This is a genomic window from Pirellula sp. SH-Sr6A (assembly GCF_001610875.1).
Classification (GTDB): domain Bacteria; phylum Planctomycetota; class Planctomycetia; order Pirellulales; family Pirellulaceae; genus JBKCUI01.
In genome coordinates this window covers 4,183,646-4,210,393 of record NZ_CP011272.1, presented here as the reverse complement: position 1 = coordinate 4,210,393, position 26,748 = coordinate 4,183,646, and the positions used below count along the sequence as shown (strand labels likewise).

15 protein-coding genes are annotated in these 26,748 nt (G+C 54.5%); 10 read left to right on the top strand and 5 right to left on the bottom strand.

What is annotated here, in order from left to right; genetic code table 11:
• Window positions 1-97 precede the first annotated feature (97 nt).
• Together VN12_RS16060 and VN12_RS16055 are read left to right on the top strand one after the other, a co-directional pair.
• Entirely contained in the window at window positions 98-2,989 is a 2,892-nt protein-coding gene (locus tag VN12_RS16060) for a PSD1 and planctomycete cytochrome C domain-containing protein (RefSeq protein ID WP_146677785.1), read from the top strand.
• A gap of 24 nt (window positions 2,990-3,013) precedes the next feature.
• The gene (locus tag VN12_RS16055) at window positions 3,014-4,525 is read left to right on the top strand and encodes a DUF1501 domain-containing protein (protein ID WP_146677784.1); all 1,512 of its coding nucleotides are present in this window, start codon (window positions 3,014-3,016) and stop codon (window positions 4,523-4,525) included.
• A gap of 6 nt (window positions 4,526-4,531) precedes the next feature.
• Here the strand turns inward: VN12_RS16055 and VN12_RS16050 are convergent, their stop codons facing one another.
• The 3 genes from VN12_RS16050 to flgC all read right to left on the bottom strand — a co-directional run bounded on the left by VN12_RS16050 (window position 4,532) and on the right by flgC (window position 7,066).
• Window positions 4,532-6,244 (bottom strand): flagellar M-ring protein FliF C-terminal domain-containing protein, encoded by a 1,713-nt coding sequence (locus tag VN12_RS16050; protein ID WP_146677783.1) that lies wholly within the window; start codon window positions 6,242-6,244, stop codon window positions 4,532-4,534.
• 70 nt (window positions 6,245-6,314) lie between these two features.
• Window positions 6,315-6,644, bottom strand: a complete 330-nt coding sequence (gene fliE / locus VN12_RS16045; RefSeq protein ID WP_146677782.1) for a flagellar hook-basal body complex protein FliE — start codon at window positions 6,642-6,644, stop codon at window positions 6,315-6,317.
• Between the two features lie 2 nt (window positions 6,645-6,646).
• On the bottom strand, window positions 6,647-7,066 hold the full coding sequence (gene flgC, locus VN12_RS16040) for a flagellar basal body rod protein FlgC (protein WP_146677781.1): 420 nt from the start codon (window positions 7,064-7,066) through the stop codon (window positions 6,647-6,649).
• A 199-nt stretch (window positions 7,067-7,265) separates the two neighbouring features.
• Between flgC and VN12_RS16035 the strand changes: the two genes are divergently transcribed.
• The 5 genes from VN12_RS16035 to VN12_RS16015 all read left to right on the top strand — a co-directional run bounded on the left by VN12_RS16035 (window position 7,266) and on the right by VN12_RS16015 (window position 15,420).
• Window positions 7,266-8,759, top strand: coding sequence for a hypothetical protein (locus VN12_RS16035; RefSeq protein ID WP_146677780.1), 1,494 nt, complete (start codon window positions 7,266-7,268; stop codon window positions 8,757-8,759).
• 110 nt (window positions 8,760-8,869) lie between these two features.
• A complete protein-coding gene (locus VN12_RS16030) occupies window positions 8,870-9,310 on the top strand; it encodes a hypothetical protein (protein ID WP_146677779.1) in 441 nt (146 codons plus the stop codon).
• A 79-nt stretch (window positions 9,311-9,389) separates the two neighbouring features.
• Window positions 9,390-10,853, top strand: coding sequence for an IS66 family transposase (gene tnpC, locus VN12_RS16025; protein WP_146674972.1), 1,464 nt, complete (start codon window positions 9,390-9,392; stop codon window positions 10,851-10,853).
• A 10-nt stretch (window positions 10,854-10,863) separates the two neighbouring features.
• Window positions 10,864-12,708, top strand: a complete 1,845-nt coding sequence (locus VN12_RS16020) for a serine/threonine-protein kinase (RefSeq protein ID WP_146677778.1) — start codon at window positions 10,864-10,866, stop codon at window positions 12,706-12,708.
• A gap of 39 nt (window positions 12,709-12,747) precedes the next feature.
• Window positions 12,748-15,420 carry a hypothetical protein gene (locus VN12_RS16015; protein WP_146677777.1) on the top strand — a complete coding sequence of 891 codons (2,673 nt, stop codon included), beginning with the start codon at window positions 12,748-12,750 and terminating at the stop codon, window positions 15,418-15,420.
• Here VN12_RS16015 and VN12_RS16010 read toward each other — a convergent pair.
• Together VN12_RS16010 and VN12_RS16005 are read right to left on the bottom strand one after the other, a co-directional pair.
• Window positions 15,390-16,874 carry a hypothetical protein gene (locus VN12_RS16010; RefSeq protein WP_146677776.1) on the bottom strand — a complete coding sequence of 495 codons (1,485 nt, stop codon included), beginning with the start codon at window positions 16,872-16,874 and terminating at the stop codon, window positions 15,390-15,392. The genes VN12_RS16015 and VN12_RS16010 overlap by 31 nt on opposite strands.
• Before the next feature lie 42 nt (window positions 16,875-16,916).
• On the bottom strand, window positions 16,917-19,550 hold the full coding sequence (locus VN12_RS16005) for a DUF11 domain-containing protein (protein WP_146677775.1): 2,634 nt from the start codon (window positions 19,548-19,550) through the stop codon (window positions 16,917-16,919).
• A 618-nt stretch (window positions 19,551-20,168) separates the two neighbouring features.
• Between VN12_RS16005 and VN12_RS25895 the strand changes: the two genes are divergently transcribed.
• From VN12_RS25895 to VN12_RS15980, 3 genes are all read left to right on the top strand, one after another.
• The gene (locus VN12_RS25895) at window positions 20,169-24,491 is read left to right on the top strand and encodes a vWA domain-containing protein (protein WP_168164457.1); all 4,323 of its coding nucleotides are present in this window, start codon (window positions 20,169-20,171) and stop codon (window positions 24,489-24,491) included.
• Between the two features lie 280 nt (window positions 24,492-24,771).
• On the top strand, window positions 24,772-25,461 hold the full coding sequence (locus tag VN12_RS15985; RefSeq protein WP_240491164.1) for an RNA polymerase sigma factor: 690 nt from the start codon (window positions 24,772-24,774) through the stop codon (window positions 25,459-25,461).
• Window positions 25,458-26,741 carry a zf-HC2 domain-containing protein gene (locus VN12_RS15980; RefSeq protein ID WP_146677774.1) on the top strand — a complete coding sequence of 428 codons (1,284 nt, stop codon included), beginning with the start codon at window positions 25,458-25,460 and terminating at the stop codon, window positions 26,739-26,741. The genes VN12_RS15985 and VN12_RS15980 overlap by 4 nt, the downstream gene beginning before the upstream one ends.
• The last annotated feature ends 7 nt before the right edge of the window (window positions 26,742-26,748 follow it).

The window sequence follows — 26,748 nt, the reverse complement described above, 5'->3', positions numbered from 1 at the left end:
GAAGGTGGGTGCCTGCTATTTGCCTTTGGGATGATTGGATAAGGTGGGTGCCTGCTATTGGGATGATAAGGTGGGTGCCTGCTATTGGGATGCCTTTTTGAGTAGACTAGAGAATGAATTGATCCTCGCTGTACGCCCTCCCTCCCACTTGTACCGCCTTGCCGGACCCTTCATGCGATTTCTCATTACTGGATGCATTGTCTCCATCGGATGTCTTGGCATCCTCATCAGCCAGCCATCGCTGGCCTCCGGAGCGCCCCAGGACGCACGAAAACCTAATGTACTCCAATCCGATTCGACCAGGCTCGAAAAACGGGTGCGAGACCTATTCGCAGGAAAATGCTTGGAATGCCACGGCACAGATGCTCAAGAAAGTCATCTGCGACTTGATCGACGTCGATCCATGCTAGAAGGTGGAGATTCGGGGGAACCGGCAATCGTGGTCGGCGATGGTGCCCATAGTCATCTCATTGCGTTGGTTCAAGGAAAAGAGGCTGGCAGGATTATGCCGCCAGAGGAATCCAATCGACTTTCCAAAGAAGAAATCGAAGTCCTCATCGCGTGGATCGACGCTGGCGCGCCATGGCACTCTCCTGACTCCGAGGACCAAAAGGATCCTCCACTTCCCAACCATTGGGCGTTTCAACCTCTGCAGTCTCCCGAACCACCTTCGATCGCCAGCCCCTTTATCGCAAATCCAATCGATTCCTTCATCCTCGAACGACTCAACGAACAAGGCATTGCACCGAGCCCCGTCGCATCTAAACGCATGCTGATCCGAAGACTCTATTTGGATATGCTGGGGGTCCCGCCCACTCCGGAAGAGATTCTCTCGTTCGAACAAGATCATTCACTAGAGGCTTATTCGAATCTCGTGGAACGAGTGCTTCAAAACCCCCATTACGGGGAGCGATGGGGACAGCACTGGCTCGACTTGGTTCGTTTCGCAGAAACCAATGGCTTCGAAACCAATCGCGAACGCCCCAATGCTTGGCCGTACCGGGATTACGTCATCCGCGCATGGAATGCGGACAAATCCTTTTTTCAATTCGTTCGCGAACAGATTGCGGGAGACGCGTTGGGAGTTCCGGAGGCGACTGGTTACTTGGTTGCGGGTCCCTACGATCTTGTGAAGAGCCCCGATCCTTCGTTGACGCTCATGCAGCGACAGAACGAGTTGGACGATATGGTCGGGACTACGGGGACCGTTTTTCTCGGGCTTACTGTCGGATGCGCTCGTTGCCACAATCACAAGTTCGATCCGATCCGACAAACCGACTACTACGCGATGCAATCGATCTTTGCGGGCGTCCAACATGGGGAACGAAAGCTATCCTTCAGCGAATCAACTCTGCAATCTCTGGCGCACATCGACGAGCGATTAGCAGAGCTCCGAGAAAGCTTGGCCCCCTTTTTAAAAGATCCCTACCGATTTCGCCCCCCAGTGAACGCCGCCAGAAATACGGAATCGTTTCCTTCGGTGGAGGCACGGTTCCTCCGCTTTGTAGTTGAAGATACCAATAGCGGAGAACCTTGCATCGACGAGCTTGAAGTCTTTTCCAAAGAAAAGAACGTCGCTCTCTCCTCCGAAGGATGCATTGCGACCGCATCGAGTTCCTTACCAAATTACGAGATTCACCAGCTCAAACACATTCACGACGGCCGGGGGGGCAATTCTGCGAGTTGGATCTCGAACGAACCCGGTAAAGGGTGGGTGCAGTTGGAGTTCCCGGGGGCGATGCGGATCGATCGTGTTGTTTGGGCTCGCGATCGAGACGGGCGATTCTCCGATCGGCTGGCCACTCGATATCGAATCGAAATCGCGGAAACGCTTGGTAATTGGAAACAAATCGCTTCATCCGAGGATCGCATGCCTCCCTCGGACGCAGCGTGGACATCCCGTTACGATTTCGGTCGCCAGGCAGAAATCGACGCCCAGCGCGGAAGAAGCTTGCTCGACGAATCTCTTGAATTGGAACAACGCCGTCAGCAGTTGATCGCATCGCGGACCGTGTACGCGGGAGTCTTCGAACAGCCCGCACCGAGCCATCGCTTGTTTCGCGGCGAGCCCACATCCCCACGCGAGCGTGTTGCACCTGGCACGATAGCAGCCTTAGGTAGCCTCGCGATCGACGATACGACACCCGAACAATTCCGCAGGCTAGCACTGGCCGACTGGATCGCATCGCCGGACAACCCGCTAACGTCTCGCGTCATTGTGAATCGAGTCTGGCAGTACCATTTCGGAAAAGGGTTGGTGGAAACTCCCAATGATTTCGGAGAAGCCGGCATTGCACCAACGCATCCGGAATTGCTCGACTATCTCGCTCGGTATCTAGTGAACAACGACGGTTCGCTCAAGCAGCTGCACCGGCTCATCCTGCATTCCTCCACTTACCGTCAGAGTAGTGAATCGCGAGCGGAATCGATGCAAAGGGACGGAGGGACGCAGTGGTGGTGGCGATTTCCTCCTAGGCGATTGGAAGCGGAAGCGATTCGCGACGGTATCCTCGCAGTTACCGATTCACTAGATCGTCGCATGCACGGCCCGGGTTTCAGCGGATTCGAAGTCGAATTAGAAAACGTACGCCATTATTTCCCAAAACAGAAATACTCAAGCGAAGATTGGCGGCGTATGGTCTATATGACCAAGGTCCGCATGGAACGAGAATCGGTCTTCGGTGCATTCGATTGTCCTGACTCTTCTATATCGGTTCCGAAAAGAAATCGATCTACCACACCGATGCAGGCCCTCAATCTGTTCAACAGCCCTTTTGTGCTGCAACAGGCGCAGCTTCTGGCGAATCGATTGAATAAGGAATGTGGTTCGGATCTGGGATCTCAAGTCGAACGAGGATATTGGCTGTGTATGGGGCGGCCTCCTTTGCCGGACGAGTTGCAGGATGCTCTTTCATTCATCGATGCAGAAGGAATCGTTCCCTTCTGCCGGGTCCTTTTGAATTCAAACGAGTTCGTCTTTCTCCCTTAAATCGCGTCCCAATCGGTACCAAGCATGTCGACATTCACGATCCCGCAAAGTTCGCACTTGCTCGAGCGAAGGGCATTCTTGGCTCACTCAGCAACAGGACTAAGCGGAATCGCGCTGGCAGCAATGCTCTCCGAGCAAGGATTGTTACGAGCTGAAGAAGAACTCGATTCAACCGTTAGTGGGAAGGCTCCAATTCGTCCGCCGATCGATCCTTCCAAACCCTTTGCAGCTAGGCCGACGCACTTTCCTGCAGCGGCCAAGCGAGTTCTCGTGATTTTCTGTTCAGGGGCTTGCAGCCACCTTGACACCTTTGATTTCAAACCCGAGTTGATCCGACGTCACGGGCAGCCACTCCCGGGCGCCGACAAGTTGATCACATTCCAAGGAGAGCAAGGGAATGTGACGAAGAGTCCTTGGACCTTTCGTCCCAGGGGAGAGTGCGGAAAGATGGTTTCCGATTTGCTACCGCGTTTAGGGGCGTTGGCCGATGACATGTGTTTCGTTCACTCGGTACATGGGAAGACCAACACCCATGGACCTGGAGAGAACTTCATGTCCACGGGCTTCACGCTCGATGGCTTTCCTAGCATGGGGGCGTGGACAACTTATGCATTGGGGACCGAGAATGAGAATCTTCCCGCATATGTCGCCATTCCGGATCCAAGAGGCACCCCACAGAATTCGGTCAACAATTGGGGGCCAGGCTTTCTCCCGGCTGCATACCAAGGAACCGATTTCAATGCCTTAAAGCCGATTCGCAATTTGGCGATACCCGCGTCCGTCTCACCGGAGTCCGATCGCCGTGCCCGCGAGTTTTTGAAACAGATGAACGAGCGGATGCAGGAGCGTTATACGGGGGACAGCGAATTGGCGGCTCGCATTGCGAGCTACGAGTTAGCGGCTCGAATGCAACTCAGCATCCCAGAGGTGAGCGACCTTTCGACGGAAACCGCCGCAACGCTTGCGAATTACGGCGCCGACGACACCACCCATCCCTTGAAAGCCTCTTACGCCAAGAACTGCCTTCTCGCTCGAAAGTTGCTCGAGAAAGGAGTTCGCTTCGTGCAGCTTTTTAACGGTGCCTACCAAACAGGAGGAGAGGGAGTAAGCAATTGGGATGGTCATAAGGCACTGGAGCAACAGTACAACTTGCATGGCCCAGTGCTCGATCAACCGACAGCGGCGTTGATCCAAGATTTGAAACAACGAGGAATGCTTCAAGACACCTTGGTCGTTTGGTGCACGGAGTTTGGGCGAATGCCAACCTTTCAGAAGGGAGCGAGTGGTCGGGACCACAACCCCGAGGGCTTCACATGCTGGATGGCGGGTGCCGGCGTCAAGGCCCCATTCAGCTTCGGTGCAACCGACGAATTCGGTTACAAAGCCGTCGAGAACAAAGTATCGGTGCACGATTTCCATGCCACCATCTTGCACCTGCTGGGATTGGACCATGAACGTTTGACGTTTTACTACAACGGTTTAGAACGTCGCTTGACCGATGTGCATGGCCAAGTCATCCGCGAGATTCTGCGCTGAAGTGAACTAGGTTTGCGTTCCGCCGATCCAGTTGCGAAGGAGGGTGGCTGCAGCGTCCGGATTTTCGCGAACCATGGTTGTAAGGTTTCCTTTCAAGTCACCGCCGGTGATCTTGAATTTAGGTGGCACTCCTGGTTCAGAACTATTCGATGCACCCGAGCCCAATTCGTCATCGTCCCCTGTGAGGCTTGTCAGATTAAGGTCGATTGCGTCATCGATCGGGATATCAAAACCGTTCTCAAACGGTCGGTCGTCGGTCGATGGCGCAGTTTTCGCGAAGCTTCGCATCGACACGATTGCGGCGAGTGCGATGGCAGCCAGCATAAGTGTCTGCCACGACTGTTGGAGCCAATCGACTGTCTGCGTCATGACCGAGGGGCCTGCTATCTCTTCGCCGGGGAAGTCGACGTAGTGGCTGACGGTGATGTTTGGGACTTTGGCCTCTCCTTCGACTGACGTTTGAACGATAGCCGTCAATACGCTTTTGACGTTTGCCTCAACCTTTTGCTTCACTGTCGCCAGCGTGGCTTCATCGAAGGGTGGGGCATCTTCGGTCTTCTTGTCCGGGTTCAGTTGCATCCATTCCCCGAGGTAAGCGGTTCGATAGTAGGAAAACGGAAGGAGGATCGAGAAGGATACTTGTTTGGTTTGCAAACCTGCTTCGCGAATGGTGGAAAGAGTGCTACCCACGACTTGTTTGGAACTTTCCGTCGACTCCTTTTCCTTATTGATTTGTTCGGGAGTCGGGCTGATCGATGCGCTGCGATTGGCCAAAGCGTTCGGTTCGGTTCCGGGTCTTCCCCCTGGCCCCATTTTTTGTAGATCCGAATCCCGTTTCGATGTGCTGGATTGCACTGTGGTCGGTTTGGGATCGTATTTGATGTTGCTTGTTTCTTTACCCAAGGTCGGATCGATGTCGACGTTGACTTCGATTCGAACATTTCCGTAGTCGGTAAGTAGCTGTTGGGCCCGCCGCTTGAGGTCTTGCTCCCTTTGTTTTTTGATCTGGTAGTAGCGTTCTTGTTCGAGAGCGAGTGGGTCGTCTTCTCCTGTCCGTGTTTGCCCGGTGCTTAGGTCGAGCAGAGCAATGTCAGCGGCACCGAGTCCAGCGATGGACTTTTGCACGTACTGCATAATGCTTCGGGACTGATCGTTGGTAAGTCCCGTGTTGTGTCGAGGCAGGATGGCGATCGAAGCTACTTTGGGACGTTTCGATGAGAAGCCTTCCCTTTTTTCATCGAAGGTCACAAACGCTTTGTGAACAAAAGGCATCGTTTCCAAGGATCGCGAGATCGAGGAGAGTTTGGCTGAGAGTTGCTTGGCTTCGGTTGTTCGGGTCGATTCCAGGAAATTGCTTTCCTTCAATGCCTCATCTAGTTGCGAGTGGAGGCCGCCAGGCAGAACTTTTGCTTCCGCGACGGCTTTCAGGTATTCCGTTTTGTTAGCCGCAGGAATTTGGATCCGGTATCCCACGCGGTCCCATTCGCGGAGCCCAGCGGCGCTAAATGCCATCTCGAACCGGCTAAGCTGTTCCTCGCTGAAGCTCTCGCCGTCGAACAAATAAGTCGTCTCGCCACTGCCGGAGCGGTAGTTCGTGGCGAGCATCCCTACGCTGGCCGCGATCGCGGCAACGAGAAGAACGGCGAGAACCCGAGCTTGTGCCGTCATCCCTGCAAACAGGGTTTGCAGTTGTTGCGAGAGCTTGGTGAGTTGATTCATGTTCTGCGTTTCGTGTTATGTCGGCGGTTCTTTTGGTTCGATCGGCGCGGAGCCGGTGGCTCCATCCGCTTTAGACTCGTATGGAATTCAATTCTTCGTAGGCTTGCATGAGTTTGTTTCGGATTTGGACCAGCAGGCGAAAGGACATGTCCGCTTTCTGAACGCTCGTGAAGACTTCCGCTTGGTTGACGTCGCCGCCTGAGAGTAGCTGTTCGACTAGGTCTTGAGAGTCCAATTGGTGCGCGTTCACACGACCGATTCCTTCGGTCATTAGCGAAGCGAAGGGAGTCTCTTCTTGGGGTTGATCGTCAACGATCTTTTGGCGTGACGCGATCTGATCCAGTAATTGCTGGACTCGATCTTGGTGATGGGAAAAGAGTTCCTGGCCTCGCAACTGCATGATTAAGCCAGGATGCTCAGGGTTTGACGGGTCATCCCTTTGGTGACTTCAATCACCCCGACGTTTGCCTCGTAGGCGCGCGACGCTTCGAGGGCATCGACAAACTGTTCATTCATGTCGATATTCGGGTAGGCAACATACCCCTTCCATTTCCCTTCGGTGATAGCCAAAGGGTGATCGGGTTGGTAGCGGTATTTGGGCTCCGATTGATCGATCTCAACCTTGTCGATTTTCACACCAGCCGCTCCTCCTTCGGCTTTGTCTTCGTCGGTTTTGAAGACCACGAAGCGAGGTTGATACGGTTTGTTTTCCCCCTCTTCGTTTTTCAACGTCGACATATTTGCGATATTGCCGGAGATCGTGTTCAAGCGGACGCGCTGCGCCACCAAAGCACTGGTGCTAATATCCAATGGAGAAATCATGTCGGCCTCCTGCCATAGTTTGCAATCGACGGCGGTTCAAACTCCCACCCGGTCACCGAAGCGGCTCGGAAGTGGGGAAGTCGGTGCAAAGCGCACCGGTTTGTTCGAGCTTTAGCAAATCCCAGAAAAATTTCCAAGATGCCTTCTAGAAGCGTGGTAAATTGGGGAGACTGAACAAGCAGAGAGGTTGCATCCAGGTATGACAGAACAAGAATTTTTGCAGCATCACCAGCTGACTCGGAATCCATTTTCCGACGAAGACGCTCAAACGGACGCCGTTTTCCGGGATTATTGTATTTCTGGGATTTTTCATCCGTCCTGGAGCAAGGTCGTTGGCGACGCTAGCCAACCCGCCACCTCGATCGTCTTCGGCCCGAAAGGCTCAGGGAAGACCGCCATCCGGTTGCAACTGAAGAAGCATATTGCTAGCCACAACGAGAAAAACCCGAATACGAAGGTCTATTTGGTTGAGCTCGATGATTTCAACGCTTATCTAGGACCGTTCCAGCAGCGGTTTTCCAAGCGGGTTCAGGCTCATCCAGAGAAAGTACTGCAGGGGTTGCATCTGTGGGACCATATGGACGCAATTCTGTCCGAGGCCATGACGCCCCTGGTCGACCAGATCCTGGGCGTTCATTCTTCGGTGCGACCGATTGAACATAACCTTGCCATCGATATGTTGGCGACGTTGGACCGCGGGCAGAAACGGGACCTTTTGTTGTTAGCGTCGGTGTATGATCGATCGTCGGTGGGAACGCATGCCGATCGAGTCCAGCGGCTTCGTTCCAAGCTTCGATTCTACTCACTGTCGACATGGCTCCCTCTTATCGTCGGCGTTTTAGGGACGTTGCTGGTCATTGGACTTGGTGTCTTCCTCGTGCAATCGGAGGTGCTTCAGCTCAAGCGGATGCTATGGTTCATCCCCATTGGACTGGTCATAGCTTGGGCACTCTACGCGCTTCGATGGATTCGATGTTTTCAGTTGGCTCGACGCATTGTTCGCAATCTACGCGTCATCCCGCGAGACGTTGGGCAGCTTCGAGGGTTGATGATGCGATTTTCCGGCAAGGAGCTTGATGAACAGCCGCTGCCAGTTTCGAATCGTTCTGACGATCGCTACGCGTTGCTAGAGAAACTGCAATTGCTGCTCCGGTCCCTCGGTTACCCAGGGATGATTGTGATTGTCGATCGGGTCGATGAGCCCGATTTGGTCAATGGCTTGGCCGAGCGGATGAAGCTTCTGGTTTGGCCGCTGCTCGACAACAAGCTGCTCAAGCACGATCATTTCGGAATAAAAATGTTGCTTCCGAGCGAGTTGCAGTATTTCGTCGATCGGGAAACTCGCGAGTTCCATGAGCGTGCCCGGTTGGACAAGCAGAATGTCGTTCCATCGTTCGATTGGACAGGGGAGGCGTTGTACGATTTGCTCGCCGCCCGCATGAAAGCTTGCTCGAATGGCGGCAGTCCGGTAAGCCCCAAATCCTTGTTCGAGAATGGGCTAACCGAGAGCAGAATGATCTCTGCGTTTCAGTCGCTGGGAACTCCTAGAAACCTTTTCCGCTTCATGTACAGGCTGATCACGGAACATTGCAAACGATACCGTTCGGAGACACCGCAGTTTCAAATTTCCGTTGAATTGTTCGAAGCGACGCTCGCCTTGGCTATTTCGGAAGAGAAGCGAACGACTGGCTGAGCGGCGTTCCAGTGGAGCGAGAAAGAGGAATCGGGTATTCTAGGAGGTGATTTGGCACGAACGAGTCACGGACTCTTCGCCTTCACAATCCTTCGGATAAATCTCTTCGCATGAACGATGAACCTGATGATAACTCCGAGTTGGAGTTGGATCGAGCGCTTCTAGAATTCATGCGCCGCTATGACGTGGGGAATCCCGAGGATCGCGAAACGTTCCTGCAGCGTTATCCTCAATACGCAAGCCACCTCAGCGAGCTTTTGGATACGGCGGACTGGATCGAATCGATGGCCGGACCGATGCTGGCCCAAGCCGAGGAACTGGATCGAGAGTCCCGCGCGCCGAAGCCAATCGAGGACGAGAGCTTGCCGTTGTCCCAGTCGATTGCGGATCCGAACGCAGTGACTCTTCCTGGCGTCGGCAGTGGGAACCTCAACGCGAGGTCCTTATCCCCGGACGAATCAACCCTTCCCCCTCCTACGCGGACGCTTTCGCGGCAAGGTAGCTTTTCGGCACTCCCCAATCTCGACAATACACAAGCCACGTTGCCGTAACCGTTCACGGGTCGCGCCAACAAAATGGAAAAACTGATCTAGACACGGAAGAGGTGTTTGGGACACGACATAGATTATCGTGTCTCCACCAACATCATCCCATCCGCTGATCCCTGCTGAAATCGACGCCGAGATGACTCCGGCGGTTCGGGCTTTTGTGCACGCGTTGATTGCTGGCTTTCAGTCCCAGATCAACATCCTGCAATCGCAGATCGTTGATTTAAATGCGAAAATCTCGGATCTCGAATCTCAAGTCAAGAAACTGACCCCTCAGAATTCCTCAATACCGCCAAGCAGCGTGCATCCCCACGCCAAAGCTCTTAAGAACAAACCCAAGAGCGGTAAAAGTCGTGGTGGACAAAAGGGACACCCTCGCCACCAGCGTGCGTTGGTCCCGGTTGACCAATGCGACTCTATAATTGCGCTGATGCCTTCGACGTGCCGTTGTTGCCAAAAACCACTGTCCGGCGAAGATTCTTCACCTATCCGTCACCAAGTTTATGAACTTCCGGTCATCAAGGCTTTCATCACCGAATACCAGCGTCATCGACTCCATTGCACCCGATGCGGCACAACAACATGTGCTGAGCTTCCAATAGGTGTACCGAGTGGACAGTCCGGACCGAGGCTGATTGCATTTACCGCATTACTGATGGGACACTTTCGCCAAAGCAAACGCCTAGCGTCGGAATTTCTACGCGACCTACTGAACATTCCCTGTTGCCCTGCAACCACCGTCAAGATGCAGGACATCGCATCGGCAGCGCTCGCCAAACCGCACGAAGAACTCCGGCAATCGCTTGCATCAGAGCGCAACGTCTTTATGGACGAAACCCCCACTAAGCAGGCCAACACCAAGGCCTGGCTGTGGACGGCCGTAGCAAATCAATTCGTCGTTTTTTCTGTTTTCGCCAGTCGCGCAGCAACTGCGATCGAATCGCTTCTAGGTTCTAATTTTGAAGGCATCATCAACTGCGACCGTGCGAAGATGTACTATGTTGCGAAACATCTGCAATGGTGCTGGGCTCACTTGATTCGCGATATCCAAGCGATGATCGATTCGAAGGTCCCGGATCGTGTCGGATTCGGTACTCAAGTCATGAAAGAGGTCAAAGAAGTTTTTCGTCTATGGCATCGATTCAAGCAAGGCCAGATCGAATGGGAGGAATTCCAGAATTCAGCGATCCCAATAGCCAAGAAGATCAATGAACTTCTGTACGCAGGAATGGGAAGTCACGATTCGAAGTTGCGGAATCAGTGTAAATCGCTGTATGTGCACCGAAACCGGTTATGGCTGTTCATCAGCAATCAAGGGCTTGAACCAACGAACAACCGCGCCGAACGAGCGTTGCGCAAGGCTGTCATTTATCGAAAGTTATCTTTTGGAACGCAGTCGGAAGGCGGCAGCAGGTTTATCGAGCGCATCTTTAGCGTTGCAGCAACATGCCGCATTCAAAATCGAAGCGTCTATCAGTACCTTGTTCGAGCCATCGAAGCCAAACTAACAAATCAGCCAGCCCCCAAGATACTCCCCACCCCGTGAACGGTTACCGTTGCCCTGCCGTTTCGGTGACTATGTATTAGAAAAGGTATTAGGGCGAGGTGGTATGGGCGTCGTTTACTTGGCGACCCAATCCAACTTAAGTCGCCAGGTCGCAGTCAAAATGATCCGTTCGGGTGCGTTGGCGAGCGACGATGAAGTCATCCGATTCTATGCTGAGGCCCGCAGCGCAGGGAGCTTGATGCACCCTTCGATCATCACGATCTACCACTGCGGGGAGCACGAGGGACATCATTTCTTTTCGATGGACTACGTCCCCGGAACCGACTTGGCCAAAAAGCTAAGCGAGGGGCCCATGAACGTCCGGGAGGCTGTTCGGTATGTTCGAGATGTCGCTCGGGCCATCGATTACGCACATTCCCAAGGGGTCGTTCACAGGGATTTAAAACCGGCCAACGTTCTGATCACACAGGATGATGAGGTCGTCTTAACCGACTTCGGATTGGCCAAACGCATAGGCGCCGACGAAGGCCTCACCGCGACGGGGGCGGCTCTAGGCACCCCCAGCTACATGTCACCCGAGCAAGCCGCGGGGAAGAGCGAAGAGCAGGGCGCGTCGACCGATGTTTATGCGATGGGGGCGATTCTTTATGCGTTGCTCGTAGGCAAGCCCCCTTTCCAAGCCGAGACGGTCCTGCAAACCATGATGCAGGTCATGAACCGTCCAGCCCCTAGCGTTCGTTTATCCAGGCCGGATGTCCATCCCGATCTGGATACGATTGTCATGAAGTGTTTAGAAAAAACACCATCGCGACGCTATGCCACGGCCCGCGAATTAGCGGACGATCTCGAACGCTTCTATCAGGGGTCTCCCATTTCGGCGCGCCCCCCATCGATGTGGAGACAGGCCAAGTACTGGCTGTCCAACGTACCGATCATCGCGGCTCTATCGGGATCGCGAAATGTCGAGCCCACGCGTTCCCAACGCATGACCCAAAATATCGTCCTCTTCCTGCTCTTCGCCGGATTGGTGACTTGGCTCGTCGGTCCCCGAATGCTGGAAGTCGTTCATGACAACACGCTTCCCCGACGCGTCACGATCGCCTCGGGGTCCCCGGGAGGGATGTATTTCCAGTTTGCAGGTCAAATTTCTGCCGAAATCGAACGCGAAACTGGATTGCACCCCAATGTGATCCCAACCAATGGTTCCCTAGATAATTTGAAGCAGCTTCAGGACGGCAAGGTACACCTAGCGATCATGCAGGAATCTGCCGTACGATCCGATCAAGTCGCGGTGGTTGCACCTTTGTTTTACGAAGCAGTGCATATTTTGGTGAGAAAGGAATTGGGCATTCGTCGTATCGAAGATATCGCCTCCAGACGCGTCATGCTCGGTTCCAAGGCCTCGGGTACTCGACAAGCTGCGATACGTTTGATTTCTCATTTCGATATGGATGTCGATGAACTCTCCACCATCGATGGCGATTGGTTTCAAGAGGATCTGCGCCGCCAAGCGGAAGTGGTGGTCGTTGTGGTGAAAGTAGGGCAACAGGGCGTACGGGATATGCTGCATGCAGAAGGCTTCGAAATGTTACCTATCAGCAATGCGGCAACACTGGCACTTGAGGAGCCGATGTTCCGCCCGTACGAGATACCCATGAAGGATTATGGCCTCGACGGGGCAGGTTCGGTGCAAACGCTTGCAACGACGGCATTGCTCGTCGTACGACGAGATGCACCTTCCAGATTGGTCAGCGAGTCACTTCAGGCGATCTATCATCAAAGCCCGGCCGGCGCGAGTATCAGTGGCCTGATTCCGTTGGAGTTGGCTGTCAACTGGCAAGGTCTCCCTTATCATGAGGCAGCGCGTCGATTTTACCAGCAGTACGAACGTTGATTCGAGGTTTCTCAGAGCTTTCGCTCATTGGATGGTCTTATGCCCCGTAAACCGAGAGAGCGATGGTACAGCCTGGATGGCCAAGCAAAATCCAGATCAATAGCCTACGAGAAATCGACGGGAACGAGGCGATTGGTCTCGCTCGCCATGCTGCTTGCCCTGGTGATTATTTTGATCCAGCGTGTGTCCGACGTGAAGCAGATTGAGAAAGTAGGGCGTGCGGTCGGACTCTTTCCGGCCTCCTCTCCAACTATCGAAGAGTCCCTCCCCACTGCTACGGCGTCGGATTCGACTCCTGTATTGCCAACCGGCGATTTGGTGAATGACTCACTTGTTTCGGAATTCGAGTCACTGCGTTTGCGGAGCCGAGCCGCAGCCCTGCAGTCCCGAGTCGAAATGTGGACCGCACTCTTGAAGACTCTTTCCGATGAAGGCGTCACATCGATGGCGACGAAGCGATGGGCCGATGCCGATTCCGTGCAGGAACTGTCGCCATCCATCGAGGTTTGGAGAGAAAGCAGCCTCTCGAAAGTGCGACAATGGATTCGATCGACTTCGAGTTCCGATGCGGGGGAAACCGAATTACACCGGTCCGCCTACCACGAAATCGAGGCGTTACTCGAAACGGCCGATGGATGGAATCAAGTATCCCGACCGTTGCAACTCGCCCTGGAGCTTCGTGTCTTGCAGGAGTTTCAAGATAACAGTATTTGGCGACCGTCGGAGCAGATCGCATTGCTCCGCACCGGGGCGCGGGCTAAACGTCTGGCAGCCTTACTACAAAAAGAAGCATGGCTTTGGAACGATATCCCTGTCGTTCAAAGCTCTCAACTGATGTCCCCGTTCAGCGAATCAATTCGAGGGGTGCCGATTCGGTTTCGAGGTGTCATTGGGAAAAAGGACGAACGGATCGGAAAGATCGATCGACCAGGCTGGGAACCATTGGAATATGAGGTGCTCTGGGTAAAACCAAATGATGCGAGCAGTCAACCGATCGCCATTCTCCTTCCTAAAGACGGAAAGAGTCCGCTGAAAACTATTCAAACTGGGGAGAGCATCGACGTCGTCGGACTTTATTGCAAACGATTCGCATATCAGTCTCAACGAGGCAGCGAAATTGCACCTGCCATCCTCGCTGCAGAAACCCGAAGTGATTTCGAACAAACCGCTGCACCACCAGGGCCCTATGCCGTATGGCTTCGCAATCTGCTTAGCGTCGGAGTGTGGAATCCGCCCCAGGACGTAGAAGCTCCGTACCAGGCGATTTTGGGTGCAGTCGCACCTGTTCTTCAGAATGCGACCGAAGAAGATTGGGAAGCGAACGAGCAATCGCTTTCCAACGTCGTCGCGTCGTTATTGGTGGAATCGCAGCGTCTGCATGATCTTGCAGACACACTTCTGACCCTCCACTCCCCATGGAGAATCACGAATGAAATCGAGCTCGCAGAAAGAATCGGCATTGTAGTCAATGTCGAGCGAATTTCTTTAAGCACTGCTCCCCTATCAGAAGCAGCGTCTTCGAGTGGAATGGCTGCATTGCTTCGATCTGGTATGGATTCGGCATACCGATTGAGAGTGCAGGTTACGGGCCAACTCGAACAGCGGACCCAAAACGAACCGTCTGATGCACCGAAGTCCCAAGAGATGATCGTATATTGCAACCAGATCCCCAAAGAATGGACTGCAGGCATCCAGGGTAGTGTGGCGGCAGTACGTCAACCGGTCGTTCTGCGTGGATTTCTTGGCAAACGCACGGGTAGTGATTCGATGGCGGTAACTTGGTTCGTCGCCGACCATCTTCGTTGGCAGATACCCCCCGATCGGTTATCGAATCATGAGTACGACGGTACGAATTGGATACCGCCCCTCTCTCGAGCCACGCAGCGGCTTTTGCAAATGGGTTGGTCGCTCGATCGCAAGGAACTCGTTTCCCAATTGCAGCGTCCTCCTCGTGCCCTTGCAGGCTCCGAGCTACCTGCTTTGTATTCATTGTTGCGGCTAGAAACCGAGGGAGCATCCAAGCAAGACTCGGAGTGGGATTTCAAAAAACTGGAACGGGAGGACTTGGCAACTTTGCTGAAGCGATCGTTGCGCAATCAAAGGGAATTGGGCGACGCGACTTGCATGCAACCCGTGAAATCAAGTGGTCGGATCGTTCGCATTTCCAAGATCGAGGTCGAGGACTCGTCGCAGCGAAAACTTTTGGGACGAGACCACTACTACCAACTGGATTGCATGGTGGATATCGGGAATACCACTTTTGAAATCCCTACGGATCGGGACCCGATACTTTATCACCACGAATACCCAGCGACGGGATTGGTGAGGGACCTTCCAGAGTGGTTGAGTCAAGCTCCATCGCCGGATCGGGGCGGAACGATCGGAGACGAGCTTCTGGATACCTCGATGAGCTTTCCGCGGCTTCGTTTTGCGACCAACGCTTGGCTCTATCGATTCTGGAGTTATAAAACCGAGGAGATGACGGGGAGTATGGGACAGCAGCATAGGCAGGTCGTCCCCCTCCTTGTGATTCATGACTTCCAACCGACAGCGGTCGGTTTCGTTCCCACGGCCTCGGTACCTGACTCGTCGGCCACTCTTTGGTCTCGCACGCTGAGTTGGATCATCCCACTCCTCGCGATTGGTGCCATGTGGTTTTACGTTCGTCGCTATAGCAAGAATCAGCCCCAACGTCGCCAGCTCAAACCATAGGTGGTGAGGACGCTGATTGCTACGAGGCCGAGCGCCAGCCCGGCATCTTGGTTCTGGACACCGTAATGGAGCAATTCGAACATCCGCATCGAAACCGGTGTGACGCTAGGTGGAAGCACGAGCAAGTAGGATTCGAGATTGGCGAATCCGACAAAGAATGCAGCGAGAACTCCTACGCAAAATGGCCGTGCGAGCGCTCTCCAATGGGCTTTGCGCGCCGTCCCGTCGAGAGCTCGTAGATCACCGAATCGTTGTTCCCATCTCCAGGCAGCAACCCAAATCGATCCGAAAAGAACCGGAGCGCAACGGGTTTGAAGAGCCAGGACGGGAGCGGCGAGCGTGTCGTTTCCCATCCAACCGAGCCAACCGGTTTGATCCACGAGGCATTGTTGAATCGACCAATTCACCAGCGGGCCGGGGAGTGCAAAGCAAAAGGCGAATGCCGCAGCAATCCAGGCGCTTCGGTAGAGAATCGAAGTGCGAGACCCGGCGAATGCAATTGCGATTGCAATGAGCGAGATTCCGATCGCCAGCAAGGTCGTATAGAAACTGATGGCCAGACTCCACTGCAACTCGGGAATGAACTCTCGGGTTGCAATAAGAGAATCCAAGACGGAGCGGAGACTCCAAGTCCGTTGGATGGTGCCGTCGATTTGAATGACCTGCCACCCAGCCTTGATCACCAGCGCGAGGACAGGCAAACCGACAAAGCAAAACGCGATGCACCATGCGAGAATGCCAGCTCCCCACTTCATCGAGCGAGGGGATAGGTGCGAAACCAAGGAATGGTTATCGAATTCTCCCCCAATGCGCGTCGCCAAGGAAAGAAGTGTTACTCCTGTCATGATGGCGATCGCAGCAGCATAGAGGAACATACCCACCATGGGTGCCGATCGCGTTTTTTGAAATTGAACTTGCTGGTAAAGCGTTTCCGTCCACGTGGGAACACGAAACAAATTGGTCACTACCATATCGTTAGTCGTTAGCACGGCGATCAAGAGCCATGCGAGAGCGATCCAAGGAAAGGAGTCCCGCAAGGCTACTCTCCAGAATGCCGAAACCAATCCTCGTTCGAGCAGCGCAAGTCGAAAGGAATCGTTGAGGGACCGTTCGAACGCGATGGAGACGAGCAAGAAACCAAGCGGCAGCCACGAAGCAGCTTGAATCCAAATGCAAGCCAGGATGGCATAGCCAGGATGAAGCGCCGCGGTGACTTGATTCCATCGCAGCACACTTTGATCACCGAATCCAGCGCTCCACGCAGTCGCTTGAACGTAGAGGGGAACCAACACCAACGACAGAATGGCTGGGCGGAGCAATCGTCCTCCAGGTATACCGACAATCACCGTAGCAAAGGCCAACACGACACTCAGAGCCAGACAGAGCGTCGCGGTTCCTAGACTCACGTACAACGAGTGAAGCGAAGCATCGAATGCGGGTGTGTCCCAAAGCATAGGGTTTTCTGCAATTGCCAGGACGCTCCGCCCGGAGCGTCATCAGTCTTCAGTTTCGATCGGTCCGCTTGCAAGAAATCGGGTCGATTCTTCTTGGAGGAGATTCGCATCTCCAGCGTCGCATTTTACTTCTGCGCGGAATCGATGCACCCCTTGCTGCGAAGCTTCTGCAAAAACACGGAGCGTGAGCTTGGTCCCTGCGTCGACGCTACCGATCGGTTCAAAGAGGACTTGCCCCGGCTGAATTCGCCCTTCGGCACCTTCAAATCGTACGGGTTCGATCCCTTCCGAAAACTGTGCAAGGACTTGGACACCGGTGGCTGCTTTGCTTCCACGGTTATGGATCTCGATTTCATAAACAACAGGCTGCCCCACCGGTGCGGGCGCGATCGGATCTTTGACGGTGAGTTTCAAATCGACAATCGAATCGATCAGTGTCGTATGCGATGAAGTGAGTGGCCGTCCGTTTTTGCAAGCAGCTGCGAACTCCAAAACATTCCCTCCTGTTTCGCTCATCGCAAGTCCGAATGGAAATGAGACCGATTCTTGCGGTTGTAATCGTTTGATGTCCCAATGGATCGTATTCCCTTTGCGAATTGCCCCGGATGGCAAGTTGGATGGGCTCGCGCCGTCGGGAATTCGCAAGGTGCATTCGGTGTTTGAGGCAGCGACGTCACCTCGATTCACGACCGTGACTCGGTATTCTGCGGCAGTTCCTTGGAAAAATTCATTGGGGCCAGTCCACGAAGCTTCGAGAACAGCCTGTTTGACCTTCACCTGGATTTCCCCATTGGCCTCCAGATTGGCAACTTCACTTCGCGCCGTCGCCGCGACAGGAATCGTACCGTTTTGTTCGAACAGCAGTTCGACGTCGATCACCTTCTCGTCACCGGGTAGAACATCACCTACCTTGGATTGATTGCTGCCGTAGTTACCAGCCTGGAGAACCACTTCTACATTCTTTGCCACGGCGTTGCCTGGATTGCGGATTCGCAATCGGTAATTTTGAGGAGCTCCAAATTCGGCTTCGGAAGGTCCTTCGAGAGCAACTTCAAGTTGTGGTTGTTGTACGCGGATCGCGTATTCTTGGGACTGCGGGACGGCGGTCCATTCGATTCCCATGGCGAAATGCTCGGGTTTGACCGTGCGCAGGATCATTCGCAGGGAAACTTGCCCACCCGCTTGGAGCTTTGGGATCTCCCAACCAATCGCATTTTCCTCGGGTGCATTCTCTGGTTCCGATTGGCCATGTGAAGCAGACAGTTGTCCGACTTCTACTGAGGCAGGGACGGAAATGCGGAGCAGGAGCCCATTCAAGTCGACGTTTCCTTCGTTCTTTGCCAAGATCTCGAAGGCCGCATCTTGTCCCACCAACAATGCATCAGGGCCTTGTACGGATACGCGAACCCCGGGCAGTTGCATCATGCCGAGAGAAGGTTTTGTATTCCTGGTGTCGAGGTTTGATCCTTTTTGGGGCGATCGTTGTTGGGGCGGGGACGCTTCAACTGGATGGGTAGTCTCTGTAGTCGTATTTGATGGAATGGAAGTCGTCGTGCTTGTTGAGTGAGTCGCTGTAGGGAGAGTTGCCTCGCCCTTTGCTGCACGCGAACTGATCGGTTGGGTAGGAACTTTGGTGTTACTCGAGCGTGTGGTGAAGACACGAGGCACCTCTAGTTCGTCCGCCCTCGCTGTTTCGATAGGTCGTTGGAGCGGTGTGGTAGTGTTGGATGGATTTTGGTTGGTGGTAGCTGGAGAACGTTTCGAATGGGAATCGCTCGACAGATCGATGAGGCTGGGCACTTCATCCTTTTCCCTATCGTTGCGAACGGAAGGGCCAGGAGTAGGAGCGAGCGGCATGGAGTCCGAGCTCCGGCGCGACGAGTTGTTCACTGGTAGACGTGAAGCTGGCGTACTGCTGGAAACCGGTTCGGAACGCGTGGAGACATCGGACTTATTGGGGTTGCCAGCACCTCGGTAGGATAGCGGGGAGTCGTCTGCATCCGGTGTTGCGAAGGTACCGGGCGTTGAGAAGGTACCGGGCGTGCTCCGACTTACGACGGGAGGTGCGACCTCGAGTGGCGAGTTGGATTTGGGTGAACGAGCAGGAGTTGGAGGAGGGATCACGATTTCCTCCAGTTCGATCTCGCTTTCCTCACGGTTGGGAGCTAAGCGGGGCCGAGGGAGATTTTTGAAGGGCTCGCGGAAAGGGCGATTGGGTTCCTCGGAAGCAGCGGATGGCGTAGGTGGAGTGAGCGCCGGGGTATCGTCCGTTGGATTCGGCTCGTCGACATTTTGGCGAAATACGCGGTTGGTGAATGATTTGAGGGGTACGAGCAAGCCGCCACGGGTTTCGGGTTGGGCCGCGGCACCTTCCTCTGGCAATGAGGGTTTGGTGCGTGCGGGGCGAAAGAGGGTCGAACCGGGTTTGAGTCCAGTGGCCGGTCGGGCGGGTTTCGGCGCCGGTTCCGAATCATCAGCAGGTTTGCGGGCAAAGAGTTTGCCGAATGGGTTGGAGAATGAGGGCTTCGGCGAGTCCAGTTCGTTTGCCCTCGCGTCGGGGGCGTCGTCCGATTGTGCGGGGGAGGCCGAGGGAGAAGATGCCACCAGGAGCAAGGCCACGATCAAGCATCCTGGCAGGGTGCGCGAGCGAACGGGGGTGTTTCCTAAAAGCGACATCGATCAACTCCGTGATTTTTTCTGTTGCGAAGGGGGTACCTCAACAAAGAGTCTTGATAAGGAGAGAGCCCTTCCTCTCGTCCTATCGGGAATCGGGAGTGGGAAGCTGAAACGAATAGGCAGAAGTTGCCGACTTTTCCGAAATCGCCGGCCATTCCCGCGTACGATATTGCAACACCCCGCACAATCAACAGCAGCAAAACGAGCCTTCAATCTTTCCTCCGCGGGGCTTGCAAATCCCCTCTTCGGTTTTCCAAGTGGTTTTTGGTGGGCAGCCGAACTTTCTCCCCAGATTTTCCATTTTTGGAACGGAATACGCAGTAGCTTCCTAGAGCACCCTTATTCCGCAGTTCCTTTTGGCTTGACCATCCCGCCTCGCCGGGGCTTGGCCCTGTCACGACGCGGCTTGGCAGCGACATGGGGATCGGAGGGGGTGTTCAAGCGTCTAAAGAATGCGTCAACCGGAGGTCGATCGCGGAAGATCGGCTTAGGGTTGGGGCTGTTTTGTTAGGGAATTGCGATGTTTTTAATGGCATCCGGCCTTGGCGAGAAATACGATTAGACGGTAGTTGGACCAATTTCTTCTCATCCATTCGAGCCGGTTTGGAGCGAATCGTTATGCGACTGTTTCTGGGTATGAATCGAGCTCTTTTGCTCGGCGTCGGGCTTCTTTGGAGCTGTTCGGCGTTGGCAGCGGATCAGAGTTCACGCATGCTGACTTTTGAGGATCGTGGGCAGACTCATTTTGCGTTGAGTTTGACGACTTCTCAGTTGGAAGCGGTACCGGGCAAAGCGAAGCGTGTTGCGGTGGTAGTCGACACATCGGCGTCGCAGAGCGGGACCTACCGCAGCGATTCGCTGGAGCTTGCCGAGCGAATTTTGGCAGGTTTGTCGGACGCATCGGTGGTCGCGTTGTTAGGTTGTGACATCGAACCGTCCGTGTTGGGGGTGGGTGCTCCCGGGAGTGCGGAGATCGCTTCGGGAATTGAAAAGCTGAAGCAGACTGTTCCATTGGGGACGACCGATTTGGTGGCAGCGTTGTCGAAGGCGCGCGAGGTGTTAGGCGAGGGGAACGACGCGAGTATTTTGTACATAGGGGACGGGTTCCATCGTTGTAATTTGTTGGAGCCGAAGGGATTTGAGTCGTTGATTCGGACGTTGCGAGAGACCCGAACAACGGTGAACGCGATGGCGATTGGGCCGGACGCCGATGTGGAGTTTTTGGCGACGATTGCGAATCACACGGGTGGTATGGTTCACGTCCATCGCAATATTGCGGGCGCTTCCAATCAGCAGATGGCGGTGCAATTGGCGAAAGAGTGCACGGCTCCCGTGTTTTGGCCCAGCGATGCGACTTGGCCCGATTCGATCGAGGTAGCGTATCCCGAGATGGTCCCTCCGTTGCGAACTGACAGGGATTCGATTTTGGTTGGAACGCTAAAGGGACCGACAGCCGAGGGTCGAGTGTCTTTGCGAGGCGTCATCGCAGGCAAAGAAGTAGGGTTGGACTGGTCGGTTCAAACCGAGGGGCTCAATCCCGACTTAGCTTTTCTTCCGAAGGTGGTTGAGAAGGCTCGACTGGACGGTGGATTGCTTTTGCCGACGGCGGGCTCGGACGCGTTGAAGTCCTTGGGAAGTGTTTTGATGTCCAGTTCGGAAGAATTGGTGAAAGACGCCCGATATGCGTTGGGGAGCGGGGATCGCGAGTCGGCGATTGCGATTGCGACCGAGGCATTGAAGCGTTCGCCGAACAGCCTCAGTGCTAAAAACGTTTTGGACGCCGCGATGGCGATGGAGTCGACGGATAATCCTGCGAGACGCCCCGCAGCTTCGAGCGACGCATCGAAGGGGGCCGAGCTTCCGAAAGAGAAGCCCGTGAAGGCGCCGAGCGCCAGGCCGAAGATTGTGAAGTTTATCGCGTTCCAGGCTGGAGACGATCCGTTTGGTGCACCGGCGACGCAGCCAGCCCAGGACCCTTTCGAAGACGACAAGTCAGCGGCTCCGCCATCGAATGTTGTCCCGCCATCGACTCCTGTCGTTCCAGCGGAACCGGCTCCTGCTCCTGCTCCGGCGTTGAGTTCGGATGCTGGCAGTATGCTGGGCGCTCCCGGTGTAGCCTACGATGAGCTTGCTGATGCCGGAGAGCTTTTGCGAGAAGATGAATCGTTGCGAAGAGTCGCAGCCCAGCAACTGGAAGCACAGGTCAAGGCGGAGATTGCCTCGGCTCGTCGCGCCAGCATGCCGGGTGCGCCGTCGACAGATTACAGCGCCATGAAATTGTCCTTAAAGGCGTTGCTGGACCAAGTGAGAAGAGCTCCTGAGCTGGACGCAGGGAGCCGGGTTCGGCTTGAGAAGTCGGTTGCGGAAGCGATTCAGCGGGCGGCGCGCGCTGAGGCGGCCAAACGGGAAGAGATTGCTCGGGAAGAGGCAGTTCGATCCGCGCAGTCAGCGACTCAGCGCCTGTTGGCCGAGTCCGAACGGCGTGAAGAGACGATCAAGCAGTTGGTAGACCGTTACGATTCGCTGATGCGACAACAAATGTACTCCGCAGCGAATACAGAGGTTGCCCCCCAGATCACCTCGTTGGATCGGGAATCGGTGATCGACGTGGTGACGAACTTAGAGTCGAACATGGCAGCAAATGCCCGTCTGATCGAAGACGTCATCAACCAACGCAACAAAGCCTTCGTCGATTCTCTTTACTTGAATGAAGTGGGCTTGGTGCCGTTCGTCGACGAACCACCTATCCGTTATCCACCGCACGATGTTTGGCAAGCTTTGAGCCGTCGTCGCCTGGAGCGATATGGTTCGATCGATTTGTCCGGCGGTAAAGAATCCGAGCGCAAGATCTATAGGTCTTTGGATGAAAAGGTCAACGTGGACTTTAACGGTCTGCCCCTTTCTGCGGTTCTCTCTCGGTTCGCGGACGATCAGGGTATTCCGATCGTTCCCGATGAAAAGGCTTTGGAGGAAGAAACGATTTCGTTGGACGAACCTATCACTCTCCAGTTGGCCTCAGACGTCTCCTTCCGATCAGCTCTCAAGCTGATTCTCGAACCGTTGAATTTGACTTATGTCATTGAAGACGAAGTCATGCGTATCACGACCAAGCAGAGCTCGGCCAATGTTGTCCGTGTTTATCCCGTCGGTGACCTTGTCATTCCCGTTCTTCCCGGCATGGCTGGTGGCGGGATGATGGGAGGTATGGGTGGCATGGGAGGCATGGGCGGTGGCATGGGAGGTATGGGCGGCATGGGTGGAATGGGCGGCATGGGAGGAATGGGCGGCATGGGCGGCATGGGTGGTGGCATGGGCGGGATGGGTGGCATGGGGATGGGTGGTATGGGAGGTGGAATGTTCGACGTGAACGACACCACCCAGAAATCACCCTCCGCTGCGAAGTCGCCCGCTCAACTCGTCGATGAGATTTCTTCTGACGATGAGAACGTAAAGTTGGCTGCTGAAACCGAGCTCTCCAAGTGGGTCTTGTCGAAGATGACGGCTGGGAAGAAGGAGATTGAGGCGGGGAACACCCAAGAGGCTACACGTCACTTCCAAGAAGTAATCGACACGGTCAACGAGGCGATGCGTCGCTCACTGCCGGCAGCTTGGATGTATGACGCGCTTAGCACAGCCATGCAAGCCAACGAGTACTCTCCGCAATCGATCCGTCGTGTTCTCCTGTCTGCTCTCGATTATGGCGCGGGAGAGGAGGATGCGATCAAGATCGCTCGGTACCTGAGCGGCGCGGGCATGAAAAAGGAGGCATTGAAGGTGCTGCGAGACGTCCATGTCTCGAGTCCGATGAACAAGGATGCCCTTTCTCTAGCACTGGCGATTGCCACCGATACCGAAGACTTGGATGGGATGCGTTGGGCTTCGGCTGGCGTGCTGCGTCAAAGCTGGACGGATGATGCATTGCCATTGATCGAAAAGGCCCTACTCACTGCGAGGGCTTGCTATATCCGTATGACCGACAACAAAGAAACGATGAACGCGTATACCTTCGAGCAGGAGCTCAAGGATGCACGTACCCGCGATTTGATTGTCCGAGTTGTTTGGACCGGGGATGCCGACTTGGATATCTCGGTGGAGGAGCCTGCTGGAACGGTTTGCGATCAACAGAATTCGCATACCGCATCGGGAGGAGTTCACTTGGGTGACGGTTCGTCCTTGGGCAAGTCTGCGAAGGACGGCTACTCTGAGTCGTATGTTTGCGGTCAGGGGTATGCAGGAGCCTACAAGATCATCATCAAGAAGATTTGGGGCGAAGTCGCGGGTGGTAAAGTGACCGTCAACATTTTGTCGGATTATGGTACTCCCGAGGTAAAGGTGATCCAACAGGTCGTTGAGATGGGCCCGACCGCTCCGATGGCGGTCGTCATTGCCCACGTGAAAAACGGTCATCGATCTCAGCCGATCGAAGAGGCCTATTTGGCAAAGGTGAGAACCGCGAAGAATGCGATGGGTGCCGCGATTCTCGCGCAGCAAGCAGGGAATGCAGCCAACAATGGCGCCCCGAACAACGGTGCTGCCGGCGCGAACAACAACGCGGACGCCGGGTCGCTCAGCGATCTTGAGCTCTTTTGGGCGAGGTATTGGGCAGCCCAGAATAACAATGGCGGACTCAACAACGGTCGACTGCCGTTCTTCGGGCGCGGCGCCGTCGGTTACCAGCCACAGATCACCGTTATCCCGTCGGGTGCATTCATGACACCGCTGGCGGTCATTTCAGGTGATCGACGATACGTTCGAATCGGCTTTTTGCAGCCTCCTAGTTTCAACGACATCATCTCGGTGGATACGTTCAATATTTCCACTGGAACGACCGGCAACGGAGCGGGTGGTGGATTGGGCGGTGGAGGTCTCGGTGGCGGCGGTCTCGGCGGTGGGGGTGGTCTTGGCGGTGGTGGAGGATTCGGAGGAGGCGGGTTGTTCTAACCCCTTTTCGACGAGTTCCCCGATCGGGAGATACCTTCGGCGTGTAGATCGACGCCGAGACGTTCAATTGCTTTCATAATGAGGGCTCGGGTTTTCCGGGCCCTCTTTTTTTGCTTGTAGCAGGAGAATCGGACGCCGGAAGAAAGAACGAACGGGGGGATTGCTCGTCCGTCCGCCTCGAGGTGTTATGATAGGAGCACAGAAAGTTAGTTCGGAGCGTCAGGAACTTTTCCGATCTCGCCGTGTTTCTAGCTAGACCCCAGTTGCAAGAGCAGACAATTTGAGCGATCAACCCAACCCGACGGAAGCAGCAGCTATCGATCCGGACGTAAGTCTGATGCTGCGCGTCCGCGAGGATGATGCTGTCGCGTTCGAAATGTTAATTGACCGGCACCAAGGGAAGATTATTCGATTTATGCTGGGTTGGGTTTCCAATCCCCAGCAGGCAGAGGACTTGGCACAGGACGTATTCCTTCGAGTCTTCAAAGCTCGGAAAACGTATTCTCCCACCGCCAAATTCACAACTTGGCTTTATCGTATCGCCCACAACATTGCCTCGAATCACCTTCGAGACAGTTCCCACCGAAAAGAATATCAGCTTTCCAAAGGAGCGGATACATCCACCTCCGGCGTTATGCTGGAGAACATGGCTGTTGCTCCTAGTGGATTTCAGCCAACCCGCTCCATGGAAAGCAATGAGAGATCCAACATTGTTTTGCAGGCGTTGCAAGCGTTGGGAGAGCGTCAGCGCACCGCTATCATGCTAAGCAAATTCGAAGGAATGAGTTACCAGGAAATCTCGGATACCATGGGAATGAGTGTGCAGGCGGTTAAATCATTGCTGAGCAGAGCCCGAGTAAACTTAAAGAATTTACTCGAACCCTACGTTTCTGACGGTTCCCCGCTCGGCGCGACCTCCGTCGAATCCGACGAAATGCCCCAATCCAGTAGCGAGGCATCGCGAGAATGAATCCGAATCTCGAACCCTCTTTTGCCGACGAAATCGATGAGCAGCTCACCGCCTACTTGGATGGTGAACTCTCTGCATTGGAATCCAATCGACTTGAACAGAAGCTCGTGCACGACGAGTCGCTTCGTTTGCGTTTAGCGGAGCTTCGACGAGCTTACGATCTCCTGGATGATTTACCCGAAACGCCTCATGATCAGAGATTTACTCAGAGCACGATCGAGCATGTAATTCAGAAGGTTAAGGAATCGCCAGGGTCAGACGATGCCCTTGGTTCGGTTTCCGATGCATCCGGACGCACTGACTTCTGGAGAGCCATGGTTTGGAGCAAAGTGTGGGGGAGGTACAGGTTACCCATCCTCCTAACCACCTCGGTCCTGATAGGCGGATCCGCAGGATTGATCGCCAGAGGTTTGGTCAATCAGGCAGAGCTTCGCCGCTTGAACCTAATCGCGAATATCTCAGGTCTCGTGGACGTCAACGAGTTGGACGTTGCCAAACGGCTCAGCCAGGAGTCCGTAGCAATTCGCTACTTGAAGGCACGTTATTCGGACCGGATTACTTCCAACGTTCCTGTAAGAATTCGAGAACTTTCGGGCTGGATCGAGCAGCTTACCCCTGTGCAACAAGCCCATTTGATGAGCGAGCGCGAGATCGTTCAACGCATGAATCCCGAATCGCTTGAAAAGTATCGCGAGCTCGAGGATCGAATTGAAGAGCTGCCCAACGGAAACGATGTTCAAGAAGTGGTGAGGCTCATTGGTCTCGTTATGGATCAGCTCGCTAATTCGGAGCGCCGCGCTCTAGACGGAATGCCCATTGAAGACCGCATCCAACATTTGAAGGGTCGAATTTATTTCAAGGCTGCGGACTACTATTTCACACAGTCTCTTTCGCACGCGGACCAACAAGCGATCACCGATTGGAGCGCCAATCATTTAGAGCCTGCTATTCTGTCCAGCAACAACCGATTCAGCGAGCGAGACATCAAGAAACTGATCAATGGATTCTTTATGTTCATGATCCGAAACTGGGACGAGGAGCGGCAGGCATCGCTGGTAGCTCCCTTGATGGCAAACCTCTCCGATGACGCCATTGTGTTGATGTCGGGATTGAAGCCGATGGAGCAACTGCAGATCCTGTTCAATAACTTGGCCCCGAATCGTCAACCTTCAAGAGAACAGATGCTCGATTCTTACAGTCGCATTCCGCCGGCGAATCGAGAGGATTTCGATCTGAAGGATCCCACGATCAGCCGTATGTATATTCAGAGAACTCGCTAGGTCGCGT